Source organism: Kitasatospora sp. NPDC040550, from assembly GCF_055594965.1.
The window spans coordinates 223,739-246,452 of the sequence record NZ_JBVIWC010000002.1 but is presented as its reverse complement, the minus strand read 5'-3'; the positions used below and the strand labels follow the sequence as shown (position 1 = coordinate 246,452).

The 22,714-nt window shown below is 74.6% G+C and carries 20 protein-coding genes and 1 pseudogene; 13 read left to right on the top strand and 8 right to left on the bottom strand.

Features of this window, described 5'->3' with window-relative positions; all coding sequences use genetic code 11:
- Positions 1-69 precede the first annotated feature (69 nt).
- From ACZ58X_RS03855 to ACZ58X_RS03840, 4 genes and pseudogenes are all read left to right on the top strand, one after another.
- Complete coding sequence (locus ACZ58X_RS03855) at positions 70-1,194, top strand: enoyl-CoA hydratase/isomerase family protein (RefSeq protein ID WP_470332077.1); 1,125 nt, start codon at positions 70-72, stop codon at positions 1,192-1,194.
- Between the two features lie 104 nt (positions 1,195-1,298).
- Positions 1,299-1,412, top strand: a pseudogene (locus ACZ58X_RS03850) (GntR family transcriptional regulator); the annotation flags it as partial.
- A gap of 72 nt (positions 1,413-1,484) precedes the next feature.
- On the top strand, positions 1,485-2,567 hold the full coding sequence (locus ACZ58X_RS03845; protein ID WP_470332076.1) for a transketolase-like TK C-terminal-containing protein: 1,083 nt from the start codon (positions 1,485-1,487) through the stop codon (positions 2,565-2,567).
- A gap of 142 nt (positions 2,568-2,709) precedes the next feature.
- Positions 2,710-3,501 (top strand): enoyl-CoA hydratase, encoded by a 792-nt coding sequence (locus ACZ58X_RS03840; RefSeq protein ID WP_470332075.1) that lies wholly within the window; start codon positions 2,710-2,712, stop codon positions 3,499-3,501.
- 124 nt (positions 3,502-3,625) lie between these two features.
- Here ACZ58X_RS03840 and ACZ58X_RS03835 read toward each other — a convergent pair whose 3' ends face one another.
- Positions 3,626-5,512 carry an NAD-binding protein gene (locus ACZ58X_RS03835; protein WP_470332074.1) on the bottom strand — a complete coding sequence of 629 codons (1,887 nt, stop codon included), beginning with the start codon at positions 5,510-5,512 and terminating at the stop codon, positions 3,626-3,628.
- A gap of 149 nt (positions 5,513-5,661) precedes the next feature.
- Between ACZ58X_RS03835 and ACZ58X_RS03830 the strand changes: the two genes are divergently transcribed.
- Positions 5,662-6,261 carry an HdeD family acid-resistance protein gene (locus ACZ58X_RS03830; protein WP_470332073.1) on the top strand — a complete coding sequence of 200 codons (600 nt, stop codon included), beginning with the start codon at positions 5,662-5,664 and terminating at the stop codon, positions 6,259-6,261.
- A gap of 30 nt (positions 6,262-6,291) precedes the next feature.
- Here the strand turns inward: ACZ58X_RS03830 and ACZ58X_RS03825 are convergent, their stop codons facing one another.
- Both ACZ58X_RS03825 and ACZ58X_RS03820 read right to left on the bottom strand, forming a co-directional pair.
- On the bottom strand, positions 6,292-6,930 hold the full coding sequence (locus ACZ58X_RS03825; RefSeq protein WP_470332072.1) for a DUF6461 domain-containing protein: 639 nt from the start codon (positions 6,928-6,930) through the stop codon (positions 6,292-6,294).
- A gap of 98 nt (positions 6,931-7,028) precedes the next feature.
- Complete coding sequence (locus tag ACZ58X_RS03820) at positions 7,029-8,522, bottom strand: CoA transferase (protein WP_470332071.1); 1,494 nt, start codon at positions 8,520-8,522, stop codon at positions 7,029-7,031.
- 222 nt (positions 8,523-8,744) lie between these two features.
- On the opposite strand from ACZ58X_RS03820, the gene ACZ58X_RS03815 reads away from it, so the two are divergent.
- Positions 8,745-9,440 (top strand): N-acyl homoserine lactonase family protein, encoded by a 696-nt coding sequence (locus tag ACZ58X_RS03815; RefSeq protein ID WP_470332070.1) that lies wholly within the window; start codon positions 8,745-8,747, stop codon positions 9,438-9,440.
- Positions 9,441-9,470: 30 nt separating this feature from the next.
- Here the strand turns inward: ACZ58X_RS03815 and ACZ58X_RS03810 are convergent, their stop codons facing one another.
- On the bottom strand, positions 9,471-10,730 hold the full coding sequence (locus ACZ58X_RS03810; protein WP_470332069.1) for a cytochrome P450: 1,260 nt from the start codon (positions 10,728-10,730) through the stop codon (positions 9,471-9,473).
- A 274-nt stretch (positions 10,731-11,004) separates the two neighbouring features.
- On the opposite strand from ACZ58X_RS03810, the gene ACZ58X_RS03805 reads away from it, so the two are divergent.
- Positions 11,005-11,967: a hypothetical protein gene (locus tag ACZ58X_RS03805; protein WP_470332068.1), complete on the top strand. Its 963-nt coding sequence runs from the start codon at positions 11,005-11,007 to the stop codon at positions 11,965-11,967.
- 337 nt (positions 11,968-12,304) lie between these two features.
- Here ACZ58X_RS03805 and ACZ58X_RS03800 read toward each other — a convergent pair whose 3' ends face one another.
- Complete coding sequence (locus ACZ58X_RS03800; protein WP_470332067.1) at positions 12,305-12,571, bottom strand: zf-HC2 domain-containing protein; 267 nt, start codon at positions 12,569-12,571, stop codon at positions 12,305-12,307.
- Positions 12,572-12,686: 115 nt separating this feature from the next.
- Here ACZ58X_RS03800 and ACZ58X_RS03795 point away from each other — a divergent pair, with 115 nt between their 5' ends.
- The 4 genes from ACZ58X_RS03795 to ACZ58X_RS03780 all read left to right on the top strand — a co-directional run bounded on the left by ACZ58X_RS03795 (position 12,687) and on the right by ACZ58X_RS03780 (position 17,407).
- On the top strand, positions 12,687-13,250 hold the full coding sequence (locus ACZ58X_RS03795) for a sigma-70 family RNA polymerase sigma factor (RefSeq protein ID WP_470332066.1): 564 nt from the start codon (positions 12,687-12,689) through the stop codon (positions 13,248-13,250).
- A gap of 252 nt (positions 13,251-13,502) precedes the next feature.
- Positions 13,503-14,879, top strand: a complete 1,377-nt coding sequence (locus ACZ58X_RS03790) for an MFS transporter (RefSeq protein ID WP_470332065.1) — start codon at positions 13,503-13,505, stop codon at positions 14,877-14,879.
- Positions 14,880-14,993: 114 nt separating this feature from the next.
- On the top strand, positions 14,994-16,346 hold the full coding sequence (locus ACZ58X_RS03785; protein ID WP_470332064.1) for a cytochrome P450 family protein: 1,353 nt from the start codon (positions 14,994-14,996) through the stop codon (positions 16,344-16,346).
- Positions 16,347-16,435: 89 nt separating this feature from the next.
- Positions 16,436-17,407, top strand: coding sequence for an L-tyrosine/L-tryptophan isonitrile synthase family protein (locus ACZ58X_RS03780; protein ID WP_470332063.1), 972 nt, complete (start codon positions 16,436-16,438; stop codon positions 17,405-17,407).
- Here ACZ58X_RS03780 and ACZ58X_RS03775 read toward each other — a convergent pair.
- The 3 genes from ACZ58X_RS03775 to ACZ58X_RS03765 are packed head-to-tail and all read right to left on the bottom strand — an operon-like array spanning position 17,389 to position 20,495.
- The gene (locus ACZ58X_RS03775) at positions 17,389-18,312 is read right to left on the bottom strand and encodes an ABC transporter ATP-binding protein (protein WP_470332062.1); all 924 of its coding nucleotides are present in this window, start codon (positions 18,310-18,312) and stop codon (positions 17,389-17,391) included. The two genes, ACZ58X_RS03780 and ACZ58X_RS03775, sit on opposite strands and share 19 nt — an antisense overlap.
- Positions 18,309-19,397: a FecCD family ABC transporter permease gene (locus ACZ58X_RS03770; RefSeq protein ID WP_470332061.1), complete on the bottom strand. Its 1,089-nt coding sequence runs from the start codon at positions 19,395-19,397 to the stop codon at positions 18,309-18,311. Before ACZ58X_RS03770 ends, ACZ58X_RS03775 begins: the two co-directional genes overlap by 4 nt.
- 3 nt (positions 19,398-19,400) lie before the next feature.
- Positions 19,401-20,495: an ABC transporter substrate-binding protein gene (locus ACZ58X_RS03765; RefSeq protein ID WP_470332060.1), complete on the bottom strand. Its 1,095-nt coding sequence runs from the start codon at positions 20,493-20,495 to the stop codon at positions 19,401-19,403.
- A gap of 229 nt (positions 20,496-20,724) precedes the next feature.
- On the opposite strand from ACZ58X_RS03765, the gene ACZ58X_RS03760 reads away from it, so the two are divergent.
- Together ACZ58X_RS03760 and ACZ58X_RS03755 are read left to right on the top strand one after the other, a co-directional pair.
- Entirely contained in the window at positions 20,725-21,477 is a 753-nt protein-coding gene (locus ACZ58X_RS03760) for a helical backbone metal receptor (protein WP_470332327.1), read from the top strand.
- A gap of 57 nt (positions 21,478-21,534) precedes the next feature.
- Positions 21,535-22,563: a transglycosylase SLT domain-containing protein gene (locus ACZ58X_RS03755; RefSeq protein WP_470332059.1), complete on the top strand. Its 1,029-nt coding sequence runs from the start codon at positions 21,535-21,537 to the stop codon at positions 22,561-22,563.
- Positions 22,564-22,714 lie beyond the last annotated feature (151 nt).

The following is a 22,714-nucleotide window of genomic DNA, read 5'->3' as shown; positions in this document are numbered from 1 at the left end:
AACGGCCCGACCGCCCCGGTACGGTGGACCGCGGCAGGCGAGATCACCGAGGGAACGGGAGCGGTTCCGATGAGCGCAGCGGCGGCAGAGGCGGCGGCGGTCCAGAAGACCCAGGAGGTCCAGGAGGTCCAGGCCGTCCTGGACGGCGACGGCGGCCTCGGGCGGATCGTGCTGAACCGCCCGCGGGCCCTCAACTCCCTGACCCACGGCATGATCACCGCCATCCGGGCGACGCTGGACGACTGGGCCGCCGACGACCGGGTTCGCGCTGTCGTCCTGACCGGTGCCGGTGAGCGCGGCCTGTGCGCGGGGGCGGACCTGCGCGCGATGCACGCCGACGTCACGGCCGGCGGCGCCGGCACCCGCGCCTTCTTCCGCGACGAGTACCGGGTGAACGCGCTGATCGCCCGCTACCCGAAGCCCTTCGTCGCGATCATGGACGGCATCACCATGGGCGGCGGCATCGGCCTGTCCGCCCACGCCGCACTGCGGATCGTCACCGAGCGCTCCGTGATCGCGATGCCCGAGACCCGGATCGGGCTCGTCCCGGACGTCGGTGGCAGCCTCCTGCTCGCCCGCACCCCGGGCGAGTTCGGCACCCACCTCGGGCTCACCTCGGCCTCGATCGGCCCCGCCGACGCGCTGCTGTGCGGTTTCGCGGACCACTACGTCCCGTCCTCCCGCCTACCCGAGCTGCTCGACGCCCTCGCCGGTGGCGCCGACCCGGCCGCGACCGTCGCCGCCCACGCCGAGCCCGCGCCGACCGCCGGAACCACCGGGGCCGCAGGAACCGCAGGCCCCGCCGGATTGGCCGCTCAGCGGGAGTGGATCGACGCCTGCTACGCGGCCGACACCGTCGAGGAGATCGTCCGGCGCCTGCTCGACTCCGGCGTGCCGGAGGCGAAGGAGGCCGCCGAGCTGCTCCTCGGGAACTCCCCCACCGCCGTCAAGGTCACCCTGGCCGCGCTGCGCCGCGCCCGTACGCTGCCGACGCTGGAGGCCGCGCTCGACCAGGAGTACCGCATCTCCTGTGCCGCACTGGACCGGCCGGACCTCGCCGAGGGCATCCGCGCCCAGGTGATCAACAAGGACCGCGATCCGCAGTGGTCGCCGCGCACACTCGCCGAGGTGACGGAGGCCTCGGTCGCGAGCTTCCTCGCCCCGCGCGAGGGCGACGAGTTGGGCCTCGCCTGAGCGGCCACCCCCGCCGAACGCCTGGCCCTCGGAACACCCGCCCACGGAACGTCTGGAGAACGCCATGACCGCGGGCTGCTGCTGGAGGGGTCGGCGGTCGGTAGCAGCCCGGTGACCGGATCGTCGAGCGGCGCCTGGCGGCCGAGTTGAACGTCAGCCAGGCGCCGGTGCGCGAGGCGCTGCGCTCGCTGCAGACCCTCGGACTCTTCCCGACGGCCGGAATCCACTCCCCGCTCGGGCAGACCTACGACCCGGTCGACCGCGACCAACTCCTGCACTAGAAGGAGTCGGTGAGCGGACAGATTCTCAACGATGGCATCACCGAAGCCGGTTCGATGGCCTCGTTGACCGCTGCGGCCACCTCGTACGCCACCCACGGCGAGCCGGTCGTCCCCTTCTACATCTTCTACTCGATGTTCGGCTGGCAGCGCACCGCCGACCAGATGTGGGCCCTGGCCGACCAGTTGGGCCGCGGCTTCCTGATCGGCGCCACCGCCGGGCGCACCACCATGACCGGCGAGGGCCTGCAACACGCCGACGGGCACTCCCCGTTGATCGCCTCCACCAACCCGGCCGCGCTCTCCTACGACCCGGCCTTCGGCTACGAGCTCGCCGTGATCGTCCGCGAGGGACTGCGCCGGATGTACGGCCGCAGCGAGCAACACCCGGACGGCGAGGACGTGTTCTACTACCTGACCGTCTACAACGAGCCACTGCCCCAGCCCGCGCTCCCGGGCGGCCCGGCGGCCGGGGGCGAGGTCGTCGGGGGCGAGGTCGTCGGGGAGGGAGCGACCAGGAAGGGCGTGGCCGGGGAGGCAGTGGTCGACGGCATCCTGCGCGGGCTCTACCGCTACCGCGCGGCCGACCCCGGCGCCCTGCCCGCCGACGCGCCACGGCTCCAACTCCTCGCCTCCGGCACCGCCGTGCACTGGGCGCTCGCCGCACAGCGGCTGCTCGGTGAGGAGTGGGGCATGGCGGCCGACGTCTGGTCCGCACCGTCCTGGACGGAGCTGCGCCGGGAGGCGCTCGACTGCGACGCCGCCAACCTGGCCCGGGCCGCGGCCGGCACCGGCGCGGCGGACCGCGTCCCGTACGTCACCCGGGCACTGGCCGGGGCGCCCGGCCCGGTGCTGGCGGTCAGCGACTGGATGCGCGCGGTGCCGGACCAGATCCGCCCCTGGGTCGAGCAGGACTGGACCTCCCTGGGCACCGACGGCTTCGGCCTCTCGGACAGCCGGGCGGCCACCCGGCGGCGCTTCGGGGTCGACGCCGAGTCGGTCACCGTCGCCGCGCTGGCCGCGCTCGCCCGCCGGGGCGAGGTCAAGGCCGAAACCGTACAGCAGGCCGCGAAACGGTACGGCGTCCGGTTCTGAACCCCCCGCTGCCCTGGTGACCGGCGTCTCGCATACCAAGACTGGCGCGGGACGGGGCGCGTCGTAGATCGTTGGGTGGTCAGGGCGCGCCCCTACGGCGGCGAGCAGTGGAATGGCCGAGCAGCGGATTGGAAGTACGGCGATGACCGAGAGCGAGACCGAGACCTACGAGACGATCCTGGTCGAGCGCAAGGGCCGGGTCGGGCTGATCACGCTCAACCGGCCGAAGGCTCTGAACGCGCTGAACACCCAGCTGATGAACGAGGTCGTGGCGGCCGCCACCGCGTTCGACCGGGACCCGGAGATCGGCTGTCTGGTGATCACCGGCTCGGAGAAGGCCTTCGCGGCCGGCGCCGACATCAAGGAGATGCAGGGAAACCGGTTCCCGGACGTCTACCTCGACGATTGGCTGGGCCCGTGGGACCGCTTCGGCGCGCTGCGCAAGCCCGTGGTCGCGGCGGTCGCCGGGTTCGCGCTGGGCGGCGGCTGCGAGCTGGCGATGATGTGCGACATCCTGCTGGCCGCGGACACCGCGAAGTTCGGCCAGCCGGAGATCAAGCTCGGCGTCCTCCCGGGCATCGGCGGCTCGCAGCGCCTCACCCGCGCCATCGGCAAGGCCAAGGCGATGGACCTCTGCCTCACCGGCCGGATGATGGGCGCCGAGGAGGCCGAGCGGGCCGGCCTGGTCGCCCGGATCGTCCCGGCCGACCAGCTGCTCACCGAGGCGCTGGCCACCGCCGAGACCGTCGCGGCGATGTCCACCCCGGCGGCGGTCATGCTCAAGGAGAGCGTCAACCGCTCCTTCGAGACGACGCTCGCCGAGGGCGTCCGCTTCGAGCGCCGGCTGTTCCACTCGGTGTTCGCCACGGCGGACCAGAAGGAGGGCATGGCCGCCTTCGCCGAGAAGCGGGCGCCGAAGTTCGAGAACCGCTGACGACCGGCCGCAGCTGACGGGTGACGGCGAACAGATGACAGATGACAGCGAACAGATTTCATCATCTGAAATCTGTTCGCTGTCATCTGTTTGTTGTCATCTGTTTGTTGTCAGCTGATCGCCGTCAGCCCTCCTCCACCAGCACCGTGTTCAGCCGCGCCAGCCCGCTGCGGGTGGCGGCGACCACGATGCGGTCGCCCGGGGCCAGTCGCCGGGTGCGGTCGGCGAAGCCCCAGTGCAGCTGGTCGCTGCGGGCGAAGCGGACCGCGATGATCCGGACGCCGCCCGGATCCTCCAGGTCGTGCCGGTTCAGGCCGATCAGCCCGCTGCCGTCCTCCACCGTCAGCTCGGCGATCAGTAGCGCGTGCCGGAACACCGAGAGCGTCCCGCGCACCTCACTGCCCATCAGCGCGGCAGCGAAGGCGGGCGCGGCCAGGTAGGAGACCGAGCGGGAGGCCGCGTTGTCCAGCGTCTTGTAGAAGTGGCCGGCGAAGTTGTCGTCGAACAGCCGGACCACCACCCGGACCTCGGGGTTGCCGTGGCGCGCCTCCAGCGCCGCCTCCAGGTTGGTGGCGTCGTCCCCGCTGACCGCGACCACCGCCCGGCTGTGCTTCAACCGGGCCCGGCGCAGCTGCTCCTCGAACGGCCCGTCCCCCAGCACGACCGGGATGCCGAGCGCCCGGGCGGCGGCGATGCCGCGGGCCTGCGGGTCGCGCTCCAGGCAGACCACCGGCACCCCCATCTCGTGCAGCTGGGTCGCGACCCGGGTGCCGACGTTGCCGAGCCCGACGACGATCACGTGGTCCCTGGTGCCGGCGCTCGGGTTGCGCGGCAGTCCGCGCCGTCCGGAGCCGAGCACCTCGACGACGATGGCGGTGGCGACCGGTGCGAAGGTGATCCCGCAGAGGGTGATCACCACCTGGGCGCCCCGCTGCCAAGCCCCGCCCGTACCCGTCCCGGCGGCGATGTCGGCCTGCTGGTCGGGCTGGGCGGCGCCGGCCAGGTCGAGCAGGGAGATGTAGACCGTCCAGCCGAAGTCCCGGCTGAGGTACCAGAGCACACTGAACGCCAGCAGCACGGCGGCGAGCGCGGTGAGCAGCACCAGCCGCATCCGGGCGCTGGTGAAGAAGCGCATGGTGTCGAGCACCCGCCAGCGCAGCCGCCGCGCCCAGCTGATCGGCTCCCCGGGCTCCATCCGCAGCGCCTGGAGGGCGGCGATCCCGCCCGGCGACTCCCCGGCCCCGGGCTCGGGCTCGGGCTCGGGCTCGGGCGCAACGCCAGGTCCCGGCCCCGGCTCGGGCCCCGGCTCGGGCCCAGGCCCAAGCACCGTCTCGCGGTGGACCCCGCCGGGCCGGACCGGTCCGTCGTCACCGAACTCCCTGGCGAGCCGGACGAACTCGGCCGAGTCGCCCTCCTGTTCCGGCAGTAGGCGGATCTTGCTGAGGTCCTGCCGGTCGATGTGGTCGGCGACCACACAGATCCGGTCCGTGGTGATGGCGTCGTCGAACGCGATGTGCAGGTAACGGCCGCCGATCTCCACCGAGTTGGGCCGGCCGAGCGCCGCTGCGGCGAAGGCCGGTGCGGCGGTGGCGGAGCCGGAGAGCGCGGCGCCGTTCCTGAGCAGCCGTTCGATGTTCTCGCCGAGGCGCTGGTTGAACATCCGGAAGACGATCCGGATGTCCGGGTTGTGGCCCTGGGCGCTGAGCGCGGCGTGGATGTTCTCCTGGTCGCTCCCCTCGACCAGGGCCAGGCCGCGGGCGGTGTCGACGGAGACCGCGCGCAGCGCTTCCTCGGTGATGTTCGGGTATTCGACGACGGCGGCGACGCCGGCGATCTCTTCGATCCGCGGTGCGTGGTCACGGGTGCGGTCGGTGACCAGGACGACGACCGGGACTTCGTAGTGCTCGACGAGTTCCAGGACCAGCCGGTGGGCCAGGGCGTTGCCCCCGCACACGATGTAGTGCTGGCTGATCGGCTCGACCGGAGGGGTCCCCCACCCTTCAGAAGTCATACCGACGGATGGTATCGATGGCAGGTGGCCGGTGGGTGTCGGTTCGGAGACCGTGGTGACTCGAACGGACGTACCCGGCGGGCGGTACGGTGACGGTGCGCGGAGGCTGGGGTTCGTTCTCCGCCCCCGACCACGAGGAGTACGCCGCCGTGGCCCCTCCGATCATCACCCCCGACGGAACCCCGGTCCAGGGCCCGCTCGGCCTGCTCGCCAAGGCCGCCTGGCAGGTGCTGCTGGCCGCAGGAGTGGCCTCGCTCGGACTGGGGATCGTCGTCTTCGCCTGGCCACGGGAGACGCTGCTGGTGGTGGGCGTGCTGTTCGGCCTCTACCTGCTGGTCATCGGCGTCGTGCAACTGGTCGCCGCGTTCGGCACCCACGCCACCACCGCCCTGCGGGTGCTGGCCTTCATCAGCGGCGCGATCAGCGTGCTGCTCGGGCTGCTCTGCTTCCGCAGTGCGGTGCAGTCACTGCTGCTGCTCGCGCTCTGGATCGGGATCGGCTGGCTGTTCCGCGGCATCACCCAGCTCGCCGCCGCGATCTCCGACCCGCTGATGCCCGCCCGCGGCTGGCAGGCCTTCGCGGGCGTGGCCAACACCCTGGCCGGCGTGCTGCTGATGGTCTGGCCGGTCGGCTCGATCGCGGCGCTGACCGTGCTGGCCGGGTGCTGGCTGGTGATCCTGGGCGTGGTCGAGATCGCGACCGCCGTCCAGGTGCGCGGCCGGGCCAAGCGGATCCCCTCCGGGGTCTGACCCGCCGCCACCGCCGGGGAGGCCGCGGCCTTACGGTCGGCGCGCGTAGCCGAGCCGGAAGGTGGCGGCCTCCAGCCGTTCGGGGGTGAGCCGCACGTCGGTGAGCCGCTCGGCGAGCGCGAACGCGGCCTCGGTGTGCAGTTCGCCGCGCTCGCCGTCCAGCCGGAAGCCGCAGGCCGTCAGCAGTTCGGGGATGCCGGGGGCGTCGGCGTCGTCGCCGTGCCGCTGGTCCGGGAAGAGCGGCTCGAACTGCAGGCGGCAGTCGGCGCGTTCCCACCAGTTGAAGTGGTCCGCCGCGTTGACGTTGCGGAAGTGCGAGACCAATCGGGTGCCCTCGGTGAGCCGGGAGATGACCTCGGGCAGGCTGCCGAGGTAGCCGTACGGTTCGATCGCGAGGGCCCAGCCGTCGAGCTCGGTGACGGCGACGAGCAGCCGGTCCTCGTCCGGGCCGAGGAGCTGCTCGGCCTCCTCGTCCTCGCCGTCGTCGAAGGTCTCCCAGGCGGCGACGACCGCGTTCAGCCCGGTCACCTCCCGGCCGGTCAGGGCGTCGAAGCGGGGCAGCAGTTCCTCACCGGTCATCGCCTGGACGTGGGTGAGGCAGTAGGCCTCGCCCAGGACGGGGTAGCGCTGTTCGAACCAGGTGAAATCGGTGGCGTGTGAGGCGGTCATGCGGTGATGCTGTCAGACCGCACCGACACCGCTCACCCCGGCCCAGCCCACCGCCCCGGATCGCTCCGCCCCGCCCCGCCCGTCACGGACGGCCCCGCTCAGCGCCAGACCGGCGCGTCCGTCCCCCAACGCCCGGGCGGGCCGGCCCAGTCCGTGGGGGCGCCGACATAGCCGATCGGCGGCAGGGCGTACCGCAGCCGCCCGTACGCCGAGTCGGTCTCGGTGAGCCAGCGTGCCGGGTCGTACGGCTCGGTGCCCGCGAGCCCCGGTTCGGCCGGGCCGACCGGCGCGGCCGGGCCAGCCGGTTCGGCCGGGATGCCGTGCATCAGCCAGGAGGCCGAGCCGGCGAGGGAGAAGCGCAGGTGGCGGCCGCCGGGGCGGTGGGTGCGCTGCTCGGTGAGGGCGCGCAGGACGGCGGCGGCGAGGAGGTAGCCGGTGCCGTGGTCGAGTGCCTGGGCGGGCAGCGCGCCGGGCCGGCCGTCGGGTCCCGCCTCGTGGGCGGCGATCCCGACACCGGCCTGGACCAGGCTGTCGAAGCCGCGGCGTCCGGCCCACGGGCCGGTCCAGCCCCAGGCGCTGATCCGGGCGAGGATCAGGTCGGGCCGGCGGGCGAACAGCGTCTCGGGGGCGAGGCCGTGGGCGTCGAGGGAGCCGGGCCGGTAGGCGTTGACGACGACGTCGGCGGTGTCGAGCAGGCCCTCGAACGTGGCGCGGTCGGCCGGGTCGGCGAGGTCGAGGCGGGTGGAGCGCTTGCCGAAACCGGTGTCGGTGTGGGCGTCCTCGGCCTCGGGCAGCCGGGGCGAGTCGATCCGCAGCACGTCGGCGCCGAGCAGGGCAAGGGTGCGGGTGGCGACCGGTCCGGAGATCACCCGGCTGAGGTCGAGGACGCGGATCCCGGCGGCGGGCTGGTCCACCGGGGCCGGGGCGAGCGGGCGCACGGGCGCGGCGCCGATCTCCCGGCACTCCACCAGGGGGTGCGCGGCCGTGCTCACCGGCGCGACCGCCACGGCGAGCGCCCCGGCCGCGTAGGCGCGCTCCTGCACCTGCTCACCCGGCATCCTGCTGAGCGTCTCGGCGAGTTGCTCGGGCCCGGCGTCGGGGGCGAGTCCGAGGACGGCGAGCAGCCGGTCCCGGTGGTGCGGGTAGTTGGCGTGGGTGCGGATCCAGCCGTCGGCGGTGCGCCAGAAGCCGGAGAGTGGGGCGAAGCCGACCGGCTTGCGGCCGTCGATCTCCAGGTGCCGCTCACTGACGAAGGAGGTGGCGACCGCCCCCTCGTCCACCCGGACCGCGGGGACCGGCCCGCCACTGCGGAGCGCGCCGAGTTCGGCGGCGGCCAGTGAGCAGGCGGCCACCGTGGCCCGGGCGAACCGGCTCACCGGCAGGCCCGACGGCAGGCCGCCCTGCGGGCCGTGGAAGGCCACCCGGTCGAGGAGCTCGGCCGGCCCGCCGAGGGCGGCCCAGACCTCCGCGGTGGGGCGGTCGGCGGTGGGGCTGCCTGCGGCCCGGGACTCGGGCCGGGCCCCGAGCCGGGCCCCGGGCTGCTGGGACCCGCGCCCGGGCACGGACTCGGGCGGTGTCGGACGATCGGTCATGCCGCGCATTGTGCTCCGTATCCGGACCGCCCGCCGTGACGCACGCCACCGCAGCCACCCGGCCGTCCGCCCGGCCGCCCACGCCGCCCCGCATTCCCGCTGGCCGGAGCAGGCCTGACGGACAAGCAGGCGAAGTCCCGCCGGCGGCTTCCGGGCGCCGGGTAGGGTGCGAACGGCGGCCACCACGGCCGACACACGGGGGCTGAGCGACAAGGGGGACGCATGCACACGATCCGCCGTCTGGACCTGGGCCACATCGTCCGGCCGGCCGCCGAGGTGGGCGGCCCCGAACCGCGGGTGGAGCCGGTGCTCGCGTACCTGGTCCGCGGCCCGGGGTCGCTGCTGCTGTTCGACACCGGGATCGGCGCGGGCTCGCCGGAGACCGAGGCGCACTACCGCCCGTCCCGCCGCCCGCTGCCGGAGGCGCTCGCGGCCGCCGGCGTCGCGGTCTCGGACATCGACCTGGTGGTCAACTGCCACCTGCACTTCGACCACTGCGGCGGCAATCCGCTGTTCGCCGGGACGCCGGTGCTCGTCCAGGCCGAGGAACTGGCCACCGCCCAGCGCGGCGGTTACACCATCGACGCCCTGGTCGACTTCCCCGGCGCCGTCTACCAGGAGCTCGACGGCGAGACCGAACTCTGGCCCGGCGTCCGGGTGCTGCCCACGCCCGGCCACACCGCGGGGCACCAGTCCCTGCTGGTCGAGCGCTTGGACGGTTCCCGGGTGCTGCTGGCCGGGCAGGCGTACGACTTCGCCTCCGAGTACGGGCAGGCGGTGCTGGCCCGGCAGGCCGCGCGCGACGGGGTGGCGGCGCCGCTGCCCGGCTACCGGGCCTGGCTGGACCGGGTCGCGGAGCACCGGCCGTGCCATGCGATGTTCGCGCACGACCATGCGGTGTGGGAGCTGTCCGTCTGAGCGACGTGGAGCGGTGCGGGTTCAGAAGGTTCAGAAGGTGAAGCCCAGTGCGCGCACCCGGTGGTCGAAGCTGGACGGGACGAGCACCGGCTCGCCGACCGACCGCGCCCCGGGCAGCCGGGTGAACAGCTCGCGGAACAGCGCCGTCATCTCCTGCCGGGCCAGGTGCGCGCCCAGGCAGTAGTGCGGCCCGCCGCCGCCGTAGCCGAGGTGGGGGTTGGGGGTGCGGGTGATGTCGAAGGCCTCCGGATCGGGGAAGACCGTCTCGTCCCGGTTCGCCGAGCCGTAGTACAGCGTGACCTTCTCCCCCGCCCGCAACAGCGGGCCGCCGGGGCCACCGAGCTCGTGGTCGACGGCGACGGTCCGGCGGAACTGGACGATCGGGGTGGCGTGGCGGACCATCTCGTCCACCGCCCCTGGGAGCCGGCCGTCCAGGTCGGCGAGCAGCAGCGCGCGCTGCTCGGGGTGGACGGTCAGCAGGTGCAGCCCGTGGGCGAGCGCGTTGCGGGTGGTCTCGACCCCGGCGACCAGCAGCAGCGAGAAGAAGGCGCCCAGCTCGCGACCGGTGAGCCGACGGCCGTCCACGTCGGCGGCGACCAGCGCGGAGATCAGGTCCTCGGCGGGACGGCGCCGGCGCTCGCGGCCGACCGCGGCCACGATGCCCTGCATCCGGGCGAGCGCCGCCAGGCCGCGCCCGGGCACCCGGAACCGTCGGCGCAGCGGCCGCGCCACGCCGACGTCCGCGGAGTTGCGGTCGACCAGCTCGAGGATCGTGCGGCGGGGCTGCTCGGGGATGCCCATCATGGTGCAGATCACCTGGAACGGGAGCTGGGCGGCGACCGGGCGGACGAAGTCCTCGGGCCGGTCGCGCTCGACCGCGTCCACCAGGGCGGCGCAGACGCGCCGGACGTCCTCCTCGACCCGGCCGAGCAGACGCGGGGAGAAGGCCCGGGAGACGATCCGGCGCAGCTGGGCGTGCCGGGGGTCGTCGAGGTTGACCATCGAGTCGCCGAACAGCAGGCGGACCCAGCGGGCCGGTTCGGGGGTGGTCACGCCGGGGGCGGAGCGGAAGACCGCGGGGTTGCGGCTCGCCTCGACCACGTCGGCGTGCCGGACCAGGGCGTGGAAGCCCCGGCCGGTGGCGCGGTCGCCGAAGTAGACGGGGGCGGGGCGGCGGCGCAGTTCGGCGAAGGCGGCGGCGCGGGCGGGGGCGGGTAGCTGCCAGAAGCGGGGGTCGGTGAGGTCGGGGGTGCCTGCCGCCGGGGCGGGGACCTCCGTCGGGGTGTCCATGGCCGTGCCTCCTGCTTCCGGTCGGGTTCGCTCCGACTCGTGCCGGTTCGGTCAGGGTTCAGTCCGACCAGGATTCAGTCCGACACGCACGCTCCGTGCCGGAGTGTGCACATTTAGTGAGCGAAGGGTGTGCTTGTCAAGCCGGTTGGACCGTGGCGCGAACCGGTGCTAGGAGCGGCTGACCGCTCGGCCCGACGGGCCGGGCATGGTCTCACGGACCGGAACCGGCCATCACCGGAGGGTGCGGTACGGGCGGGGCGTGGCGAGTGCGACGATGAGTGCCATCGTGATGACCGACCGGATCCGCCTGCTGCGCGCCGCGGTCTTCGCCGCGCTGTGCGTGGCGATGGCCGCCGCGGCGCACGTCGCCATGGCCGGGGCCGGGGTCTCGGCGCCGGTCCTGCTCGGCGCGTTCGGGGCGGTCCTCGGACTGACCTGGCTGCTGGCCGGGAAGCGGCGCGGGCTCGCGGTCATCAGCGCCTGGATGGTCTCGGCGCAGGCCGCCTTGCACCTGCTCTTCGAACACGCCGCGACGCTCGGCCGCGGGGGCGGGGGTCTGGGCCGGCTCGCCGACACGGACTGGGCCGCCCTGCTGCTCTGCAACCCGGACCGGACGGCCGGCGGGCTCTCACCCGCCGAGCTGGCCCGGATGGCGGGCATCGACCCGGGCGTCCCCCCGACCGCGGGCAGCCTGCGGCCGATGGCGGGCATGCACCACGGGGCGGCGGCGGGGACCGGAGTCGGGACCGGGAGCGGGATGGCCGACGGCGCGGCCATGGACGTGGGAATGCCCGGGATGCCGGGGATGCCCGGGGTGGCGGGCTCGCCGGGGACGGCGGGCATGCCCGGGACCGTGGACATGCCCGGGACCACGGACATGCCGGGGATGTCGCACCCGCTGCCGACGGGCCCGGCCCACGGGATGGCCCATGACATGGCGCACGGCATGTCGCCCGGGATGGCCCTCGCCCACGTCCTGGCGGCACTGGCCTGCGCGCTGCTGCTCTGGCGCGGTGACGCCGCGCTGGTCCGGGTCTTCGAGCTGCTCGCCGCCCTCGGGGCGGTCGTCGCCGGGGCGCTGCTGCTCCCGCTGCTGACGCTGTTCGCCCGCCCCTTCGGGTACCGGCCGCCGGTCGTCACCCGGCCCGCCGACCGGCCGGACGGCCTGGCCCGGTCGGTGCTGCTCACCCATGCCGTCGTCCGGCGCGGCCCACCGGCGTTCGCCCTCGCCTGCTGACGCGCCCGACGCACTCCTCCCCATCCGGCCGATGACCGGCCGATGACCGGCCCGCTGCCGGAACCTCCGGGAGCTCGACGTCGGGCAGGTCGCCCTGCCGCCCCGCCGCGCCCTGCGCCGACACGTCCCGTGTCGTCGCGCCCCGCGCCGCGCGGGCCGTCGGGGCCCGGGCCCGCATCCGCGACCGCCGACGCCTCCACGGGAGGTGCGGAGCGCCGCGCGGCCGGCCCATGGACGCCTGCGGTGCCGCTGCGCGCGGCGCCGCTCCCTGCCTTCCCCTCGGGACCTTCCCATGCCTCACTTCGACGGCGCACCGGTTCGCACCGGCGCCACCGTCCTACCGTTTCGTGGCCCGCGGCGCCTCCGGCGCGGGGCCGACCGGGCCCTCCAGTCCCAGCCGGGCGGACAGTCCGGCCGCCCACTCCGGCGCCGGCCCGTCGGCGGCGGCCGCCCGCACCTGGGCGCGCAGTCGCTCGGCCCGGTCCAGCCAGTCCCGGCAGCCGGCACAGCGCGCCAGGTGCTTGTCCAGGCGGGTGCCGGTCAGGCCGCTCGGTTCGCCGTCGAGCCGGGCGGACAGAGCGGTACGGAACTGCGCGCATCTCATATGACCATCGTCCCGCACGGCGACCAGGGCGGTACCGGCCGGGGCGGTACCGGCCCGGCCGGCGGAGGCTGGGCCAGCGGAGGCCGGGCCGACGCGGGCCGGATCGGGGGCCGCCGTGGATGACGACCAGCTCACCGCACTCGCGCTGACCGCCCGCTCGGGCCGGGCGGCGGACGTCGAGGCCTTCGTCCGGGCGACCCAGCGGGACGTCTGGCGATTCGTCGCCCACCTGACCGACGTACAGTCCGCCGACGACCTCGCCCAGGAGACCTTCCTACGGGCCCTGCGCGGCCTACCCGCCTTCGCCGGCCGCTCCTCGGCCCGCACCTGGCTGCTGTCGATCGCCCGGCGCACGGTCATCGACCGGTACCGGATGGCCGCCGCCCGGCCGCGCTGCGCGGCGCTGCCGGACTGGCAGGAGGCAGCGGAACGGCAGGGCGGCACCCCGGCGGCCGGGTTCGAGGACGGCATCGCCCTCGGGGACCTGCTCGAACGGGTGCCCGCCCAGCGACGGGAGGCCTTCGTCCTGACCCAGGTGGTCGGCCTGAGCTACGCGGAGGCGGCCGAGGTCGCCGGATGCCCGGTCGGCACCGTCCGCTCCCGGGTCGCCCGGGCACGGGAGGAACTGGTCGCGCGCCTGCGGGCCGCCGAGGCGGGGGAACTCGCGACGGCCTGCTGATAGGCGGGCGGGCGACCTCCGATCTCCGACGGCTGACGACTGACAGATAACAGCGAACAGATAACGGATAACAGATGACAGATTTCGAAATCTGTCATCTGTTATCTGTCTGTTGTCATCTGTTCGCCGCCACCGGCCCCCGCCGAAAAATCCCCCAAGTGTTCGGAACTGGAGCCCTCCCGCCTCCGACTGCTGTACCGGACGCCGCCGCCGCGGCGGTGCCGGTACAGCAGCGGGGAACGGAGGACCTTCATGCGAGCGCAACGCTCCTCGACCACGAATGACCTGACGGACCATCAGGTCGAACCGGTGGACCGGTGGAGCCTGGTCGTGGCCGCAGGGATGCTCTCGTTCGTCGCGATGCTCGACATGAACGTGGTCAACCTGGCGCTCACCGACCTGGCCTCCGGCCTGCACGTCTCCGCCGGGGTCGCGCAGTGGGCCGCTCTCGGCTACCAACTCCCCCTCGTGGCACTGCTGTTGCCTGCCGGTCGATGGCTGGACCAGGTCGGCACCCGGTCCGCGCTGCTGCTCGCCGTCAGCTGCTTCGCGGCCTGCAGCGTGCTGGCCGCCCTTGCCCCGTGGGCGAGTTGGCTGATAGCCGCACGGCTGCTGCAAGGCGCCTTCGGGGCCGTCCTGTTCGTCCTGATGCCGGTCCTGGCGGCGACCTCCGTCCGGCCCGAGCTGCGCGGGCGGGCGATGAGCGTCCCCGCGACGCTGGGGCCGCTCGGCGCCGTCACCGGGCCGGTGGTGGGCGGCCTGCTGCTGGACCACTTCGGGTGGCGGGCGGTCTTCCTGGTGAAGCTGCCGGTCTGCCTGGCAGCCGTGCTGATCGTGCACCGCCACGCCCCGCGGCGCGGTGGGCTCCGCCTGCCCGACCGGGGCTCGCTCGGCGACGCCGCCCTGATCGGCGCGGCCGTGGCCGCCGTGCTGCTCGGCCTCACCCTGGCACCGACGGCCCCGGCGTGGCTTCTGCTCACGCTGCCCGCCGTCCCCCTGGCACTGCGGTGGCTGCGCCGCCCGGGCGGGCGCCCGGTCGCCGAGGTGCTGCGGGCCGCCCGAACCACCGGGGTGAACGCCTCGGTACTGGCGCTCGCCGCCGGTTTCGCGGCCTGCCAGTACCTGCTGGTCCAGCAGCTGCGCGGCCCCCGGGGCGAGAGCGCCACCGCCACCGCGCTGACCATGCTGGCCTTCCCGCTCGGCATGGTGCTGGCCGGCCGGGTCGGCGGGCGGCTGGCCGACCGCTGGGGCGCCCGGCCGACGGCACTCACCGGCGCCGTCGTCACCACCTTCGGCCTGGCCTCGCTCATCCCGGTGAGCGGAGACTGGCCCGCCCTCGACATCGCCGTCCGGCTGGCCGTCGCGGGCGCCGGCATGGGCCTCAACGGCGGTCCGACCCAGGCCCTGGTGATGACCGCCGCCCCGCCCGGGAAGCTCGCCACCGCCGGGTCCGCCGTCCAACTCTCCCGCAGCCTGGGCTTCGCCCTCGGCCCGGCCCTGGCCACCGCCGCCGCCCTGGCGGGCGACCGCGCCACCACCGGCACCCACGCGGGCATCGCCCTGGCCACCGTGGCCGCGGCCACCGCCGTACTGCTGCTCGCCCTGCACGGTCACCGCCCGCGGCCGTAGGGCCCTGCGGAGGCCGAACACGGGACCGCTGAACACCGGAACACCGAACACCGGGACGCCGGAACGCCGAGCACCGGACACCGCACACATCCGCCCCTTCGGAGGAGCACACCCATGACCGACACCGCCCCCGCCCCTGCCCCCGCAGCACCCGAGGCCGAGCCCCCGGCCGAACCCGCGCGCTGCCCGTACGGGCACGACCGGCTCCCCAGCCCCGTCCCGCTGTACGGCGAGGCCTACAAGACCGACCCGTATCCGCTCTACGCCCGGATGCGCGAGGCCGGGCCGGTGCACCGGGTGGAGTTCCCGAGCGGCATCCACGCCTGGCTGGTCACCGGCCACCAGGCCGCCCACGCGACCCTCAACGACCCCCGGCTCGGCAAGAACCACAGCCTGGGCAACGAGAACTGGCGCCGGCTGGCCTCGATCATGCCGGAGCCGCAGCACTCCCAGCTCCAGGTCCACCTGTTGCACCAGGACCCGCCCCAGCACACCGTGATGCGCCGCCTGGTCCTGGACGCCTTCGCCCCGCGCCGGGTGGAGTCGCTGCGCCCCCGCCTGCGGGAGCTCGCCGACACGCTGGTGGACGGCCTGCCCGCGACCGGCGGCGCCGACCTGGTGGCGGGCTTCGCGGCCCACTACCCCTTCCGGGTGCTGGCCGAAGTCATCGGCCTGCCAGCCGAGTTGGCGGAGCGCTTCGACCGCGACTGGGGCAAGGTGGTCCAGCCGGTCGGCCCACAGGACCCGGGTCGGCCGGCGTACGAGGCGCGCCTGCGCGGGTTGCAGACGTACATCGCCGAGGTGGTCGCCCGCAAGCGCGCGGACTGCCGCGAGCCGGGCTGGACCGAGGCCGAGGACCTGCTGGGCCGGCTCGTCGCCGCCCACGACGCGGGCGAGTTGAGCCGCGAGGAGCTCGACTCGATCGTGTTCCAGCTGCTGGTCGCCGGCCAGGAGCCGGTCACCAACCAGATCACCACCATGCTGATCACCCTGCTGCGCCACCCCGAGCAGCTCGCCGCGCTGCGCGCCGGCCTCGACGAGCCCGGACGGCTGGCCCGGGCGGTGGAGGAACTGCTGCGCCACGACGCCGCGTTCGAGCTCACCACCTGGCGCTTCTTCGCCGAGGACAGCGACCTGTTCGGCACCACCGTGCCGGCCGGCGACTCGGTGATCGTCTCGCTCTGCGCCGCCAACCGGGACGACGCGCAGTTCCCGGAGGCCGACCGCCTCGACCTCGACCGCACGCCGAACGCCCACCTCGCCTTCGGCCACGGCATCCACTACTGCCCGGGCGCCGCCCTGGCCCGCGCCGAGCTCCAGATCGCCGTCCACACCCTGATCGGCCGACTGGACGGGCTGCGCCCGGCCGGTGCGCCCGGGGACGGCCTGGACGAACTCGCCTGGATCCCGGCCGTCCTGGCCCGCGGGGTGAACCGGCTGCCGGTCGCCTACGACCGGCGCCGCTGAGCGCCCCGCCCCGCACCCGACCTGGCCGCCACACCTACCCACCGGCCCCAGCCACCAGCCCTAGCCGCCGCCCCCGGAGGAGATCCATCATGCCGCCCGCCGGCACCGCCACCCTCGCCACCAGCGCCCCCGGGCAGCCGTCGACGGCGCAGCTCGCCGCCCGCGTCCTCGGTCTGCTGCTGCCGCACCGCCGCGCCTCCGACCCGGAGTTCGACGCCCGGCCCGAGCACTTCCCCTTCCAGCTGGCGCAGTTGGCGGACTTCATCGCGGCCGGTGAGCCGATCGTGTTCACCCTCCCGGGCTTCCCCTGCAAGTCGCCGAACCCGGCCAAGGTGCTCGGCCACCTGCCCGACGAGGGCGAGCGGCTGTCGCTGACCTTCCTGGACGAGCTCTGCGAGCGGATAGCCCGGATCCACCCGCCCGGGGCCCGGATCCTGATCTGCTCGGACGGCCACATCTTCGGCGACCTGATCGGTGTCCCGGACGACCACATCGACGAGTACTCCGACGAGTTGACCGCGATGATCGAGCGCGAGGGCCTGCGCCACCTGGACACCTTCGACCTGCGGGCGGTGCTCGGCGACCTGCCGTACGACGAGAAGCGCGCCCGGGTGCACGCGCGGTACGCGCCGAGCGTCGAGGAGTTGCGTGAGCAGGTGCTGGCCGAGCAGGAGACCCTGCGGCTCTACCGGGGCATCACCCGGTTCCTCACCGAGGACGCCGTGAACTTCCCCGGCACCAGGTCGGCCCTCCAGCGGGAGTGCCGTCGGCGCGCCTACGGGGTGATCCAACGCAGCCGAGCCTGGGGCGAGTTGATCGCCGAGGAGCATCCTCGGGCGGTACGGCTTTCGATCCATCCGCAGCCGGCCGGGGCACCCAAGTTCGGCATCCGGCTGCTGGCCGCCGCCGACGCCTGGATGACGCCATGGCACTCCGCGGTGCTCCACCGGCCGGACGGCGGATGGGAGTTGCGGCGCAACGAGGAGGCCGCACGGCTCGGCCGGCCGGTGCTGCGCGAGGGCCGGCCGAGCCACTACGAGGGCTACCCGGCCAGGCCCTGAGCCCCGTACCGCTGCGCCCCGACGGATCCGGCCGGGGCGGCCCCGGCCGGGTCGGCACCCACCAAGGCGGAACCCGCCGGGGCTGAACCCGCCGGGGCTGAACCCGCCGGGGTGGAACCGGCCGGGGCGGAGCCGGCCGGGGCGCGGTGGTCGAAGGCGATCAACGGGTCCCCGGTGAGCGGGTGTTCGACCACCGCGGCCCGGACGCCGAAGACCTCCGCCAGCAGCTCCGGGGTCAGCACCTCGCGCGGCGCCCCGGAGGCCACCAGGGCGCCGCGGTGCAGCACGTGCAGCCGGTCGCAGACCGAGGCGGCGGCGTTGAGGTCGTGCAGCGCGACCAGGGTGGTGCGGCGCTGCTCCCGCAGCAGGGCGAGGAGTTCGACCTGGTGGCGGACGTCCAGGTGGTTGGTCGGCTCGTCCAGCACCAGGACGTCCGGCTGCTGGGCGAGCGCGCGGGCGAGCAGCACCCGCTGCCGTTCGCCGCCGGAGAGCTGGGCGAAGCGACGGTCGGCGGCCCCGGCCATGCCGACCCGGTGCAGGGCCTCGGCGGTGATCCGGTGGTCCTCGGGGTCGTCGGCCGCGAAGGCCCGCTTGTACGGGGTGCGACCCATCGCGACCACCTCGCGCACGCTCAACTCGAAATCCCCGCCGCGCTCCTGGGGCAGTGCCCCGATGTGCCGGGCGGACTCGGCGGGCCGCAGTGCGGCCAGGTCCCGCCCGGCCAGCAGCACCCGGCCGGCGCTGGGCCGCAGGTGCCGGTAGACGGTGCGCAGCAGGCTGGACTTGCCGCTGCCGTTGGGCCCGACCAGTCCGGCGATCTCGCCCTCCTCGGCGACGAGGTGGACCCCGGCCACCACGGTGCGCCCGGCCAGGGCGACGCTCAGGTCCTCGACGGCGATCCTCAACTGCGCTCCAGTCGTCGGTCCAGCAGGTAGAGCAGGGTGGGGGCGCCGAGCACGGCGGTGACCACGCCGATCGGCAGTTCCTGACCGTCCAGGGCGGTGCGGGCCACGGTGTCGACGACGACCAGGAGCACTGCCCCGGTGAGGGCGGACAGCGGCAGCAGGCGCCGGTGGTCGCCGCCGACGAGCAGCCGGCAGACGTGCGGCACCATCAGCCCGACGAAGCCGATCGCCCCGGAGACGGCGACCAGAACTCCGGTGAGCACGCTGGTGACGACGAAGACCTCGCGGCGCAGCCGGGTGACGTCCACACCGAGTCCGGCGGCCGTCTCGTCGCCCATCAGCATCGCGTTGAGCCCGCGGGCCCGCGCCTGGAGCAGGGCCAGGCCGAGTGCCACGGCGGCCACGGGGACGGCGAGTTGGGCCCAGACGGCGCCGCCGAGGCTGCCCATCAGCCAGAACAGCACGCCCCTGGTCTGCTGTTCGTCGCTGGTCTGCAGGACGAGGTAGCTGGTGATGCCGCCGAGGAACTGGGCGATGCCGATGCCGGCCAGTACCAGGCGCAGCGGGGAGAACCCGCCGCCGCGCCGGGCCATCAGCCAGACCAGGGAGAACGCGGCGAGCGCCCCGGCGAAGGCGGCGAGTGAGACGGTGAGGCCGAGCCCGCTGCCGAGGGAGAGTTCGAGCCCGAAGGCGGTGCCGAGGACGAGGGTGGCGACCGCCCCGAGGGAGGCGCCGGAGGAGATGCCGAGCAGGTAGGGGTCGGCGAGCGGGTTGCGGACCAGGGCCTGGACGGCGGTGCCGACCAGGCCGAGGCCGGCGCCCACCACGGCCGCCAACAGGGCGCGCGGGACGCGCAGTTGCCAGACGATGAGGTCGCGGGTGCCGGGTTCCGGGGCGCGGCCGGTGAGGTGGTGGGCGACCACCGACCAGACCTCGCCGGGCGGGATGTCCACCGAGCCGAGCGAGACGGCGGTGGTCAGTGCGAGCACCAGGGCGGCGGCGAGGGCGGCGGCCAGCGGCCCGGCCCGCAGGGTGCGGGCCGGGCGCCGGGTGTCCGGGGCCTCGGCGAGGTTGGCCGTCGTCACGTCCTACTGCCCGTTCTTGACGAGGTCGGGGTGCAGGGTGGCGGCGATCTGCCGGACGGCGTCGGCGTTGCGCACGCCCGCGATGGTGGTCACCTCGGAGCCGAGCCGGACGAAGTGCCCTTCCTGGACGGCCTTGAGGCCCTGGGTCGCGGGGAATCCGCGCAGGAACGCCTCGGCGTCGTCGAAGGCCTTGCGGGTGGCCTCCTCGCTGCCGCGGTTGCGCACGGCGAGCTGGATCCAGTCGGGGTTCTTGGCCACCACGTCCTCCCAGGAGCCGGGCTTGAAGTCGGCGTCGCAGTCGGCGAAGACATTGCGGGCGCCGGCCTGGGTGATGACGGCGTTGGCCACCTGCCGGCCGCAGACCGCGACCGGCTGCTTGGTCCCGGCGTCGAAGTCGAAGACGAAGTAGCTGGGCCGCTTGTCCTCCGGGACGGCGGCGAGGGCGGTGCGGACCCCGCCGATCTGCTTCTCCATCCCGGTGACGAGTTCCTCGGCCCGGGCGCCGGTCCCGGTGACGGCGCCGAGGCGGCGGATGTCCTCCTCGATCCCGGCGAGGTCGGTGCGCGGCGCCTTGGCGGCCTTCGGGGTGCCGGCGCAGGCGCTGGAGAGCAGGTAGACGTGCTGGATGCCGGCCGCGGCGTACTCGGCCTCGCTGGGCCCGGTGGCGCCGCCGCCCATCATCGGCATCGCGCCGAAGGTGTCGACGTAGAGGTCGGCGCCGGAGCCGAGCAGCTTCTCCTTGGGGATGGTCTTGTCGCCGAGCACCGGCACCTTGGCGCCCTGCTCGGCGAGCGCAGCCGGCAGGGTGCCCTTGCCGGGCGGGAAGCCGGTGCCGATCACCCGGTCGCCCGCGCCGAGTTGGAGCAGCAGCTCCAGGCTCGCCGCGTTGCTGGTGACGATCTTCGTCGGGGCCTTGGCTATGGTCGTCTCCTTGCCCGCGCAGTCGGCGACCGTGACGGGGTAGGCGGCCCCGGCGGGGGTGGCCTGGGCGGTGAGGGCGGCGCTGCCACCGCCACCGTTCCCGCCACCGCCGCTTCCGCAGGCGGTGGCGAACAGGGCGACGGCGGCCGCGATACCGCAGACGACGCGAGGGCGCATGAGGACTCTCCTGGTCGGTGTTCGTGCTGGGGGCCCGCGCTGCGGACCCGGACCAGGTAGTCGGGCGGGGCCCGCGCCGGGTTCCCGGGACTTCCGGAGCATCCGGAGCATCCGGGACTTGCGGAGCTTCCGGAGGGCCCCGGGCGCGGCGGCCCGTGCGTAGGGTGGCCGGGTGGCAGACCTCACCGACCCGTACGACGACCTCGGCCTGCCCGTACGGCTCGGGCCGCTGCCGCCCCGCCGGGTGGTCTCGCTGGTGCCCTCGCTGACCGAGGCCGTCGCCGCCACCGCGCCCGGCCTGCTGGTCGGCGCCACCGACTGGTGCAGCCACCCCGCCGAGCTCTCCGTCACCCGGATCGGCGGCACCAAGAACCCGGACCTGCCCGGCGTCCTCGCGCTCGGCCCGGACCTCGTGATCGCCAACGACGAGGAGAACCGCCGCCCCGATCTGGAGGCGCTGCGGGCGGCCGGGGCACCGGTGTGGGTCACCGACATCCGCACCCTGGACGACGCCTTCCGCTCGCTGGACCGGCTGCTCACCGTCGCCTGCCGACTGCCGCGCCCGGCCTGGCTGGACGAGGCGCAGGAGGCCTGGCGGGACGTGCGGTCGGGCACCGCCCACGGCCCCCGGGCGGTCGTGCCGATCTGGCGCCGCCCGTGGATGGTGCTCGGCCGGGACACCTTCGCCGGTGACCTGCTGTGCCGCCTCGGCCTGCGGCTCGTCCACGCCGAACACCCCGAGCGCTACCCGGCCGTGCCGCTGCCCGAACTGCTCGCCGAGCGGCCGGACCTGGTGGTGCTGCCGGACGAGCCGTACCGCTTCACCGCCGAGGACGGCCCGGAGGCGTTCCCCGGCATCCCGGTCGCGCTGGTGGGCGGACGGCACCTGACCTGGTACGGGCCCTCGCTGGTGGAGGCCCCGGCCGTCCTCCGGCGGGCGATCGAGCACCCGTTCGTCCAGGGGGAGACGACCGCACCATAGGATGACCGCCACTCGCCGGGATCACGGGATCACCGGTGACGAGTGGGGGGACCACCAATGAAGTTGAGCACCACCCGGCGGGCCACCGTCCTGGTGTCCGCCGTCGCCGTGTCGACCGCAGTCCTGACGGGCTGCGGCACCGAGAGCGGTGACAAGCACCCGAGCGCCGGATCCGGCACCACCCTCACCGCGGCCTCCGCCACCCCGACCGACACGTCGAGCGCGAGCCCGTCCGCGAGCACCACCCCGACACCGAGCGCCTCCGCCTCCGCGAGCCCCGACGCCTCGCACAGCCCGAGCGCCGGCCCGAGCAAGGCCGCGAAGGCCTCGCCCACCCCCCAGAGCGGCAACGCCAAGGGCAGCGGCGGCGGCGCGGCCGGCGCACCCGCCACCCAGCCGCCGGTCGAGAAGCCCGCCATCCCGGCGCCCGTACCGACCGCCAAGCCCGGCGCCGTCGCCCTCCCCGCACCGCCCGCGCCGCCCGCAGGCCACGTGCCCCCGGCGCAGAGCGGCTGCCAGCCCAGCAAGCCCCAGCCGGACGAGCCCAAGCCGACGGTCGCCGCGGCGCTCACGGCGGCGGCCGGCCAGTCCCGGGTGCTCAACCTCAGCTCGGGCGGCACCGACAAGCTCCCGCCGCTGCCGCTCAACCTGGTCAAGGCGATCGCCTGGCAGGAGAGCGGCTGGCAGTCCGGCATCCTCGCCTGCGACGGCGGGATCGGCACCATGCAGGTCATGCCCAACACCGTCAGCTGGATGAACGGCAAGTACGGCACCAGCTCCGACCCCAAGACGCTCACCGGGAACGTCCAGCTCGGCACCCAGCTGATCGACTGGCTGGTCGCCTACTACGGCGACTCCTCCTTCGGCGGCAGGTACGACCTCTCCCCCGACCCGGCCACCGGCAAGACGCCGCTGCTCGACCTGGTCATCTCCGCGTACAACGCGGGCGCGGGCAACGTGCACTACACCACCGTCACCGACCCCGCCTCGGGCGAGGTCGTCGGCAGCCTCGACATACCGAACCCGAAGTACGTCGCCAACGTGAAGGCACTGATGGCGAGCCAGCCGTGGAACAAGGCCGGCTGACGGTCCCTTCGCAGCAGCACCGACACGGGACAGGGCCCGGGACGCGATCGCGTCCCGGGCCCCGTCCCGTGTCCGGATGGCGCCAGGGCATCAGCCAAGAGCAGAGGAGAAAGCTGCGACCAGCACCCCATCTAGCCGGGGGGAGAGGGAG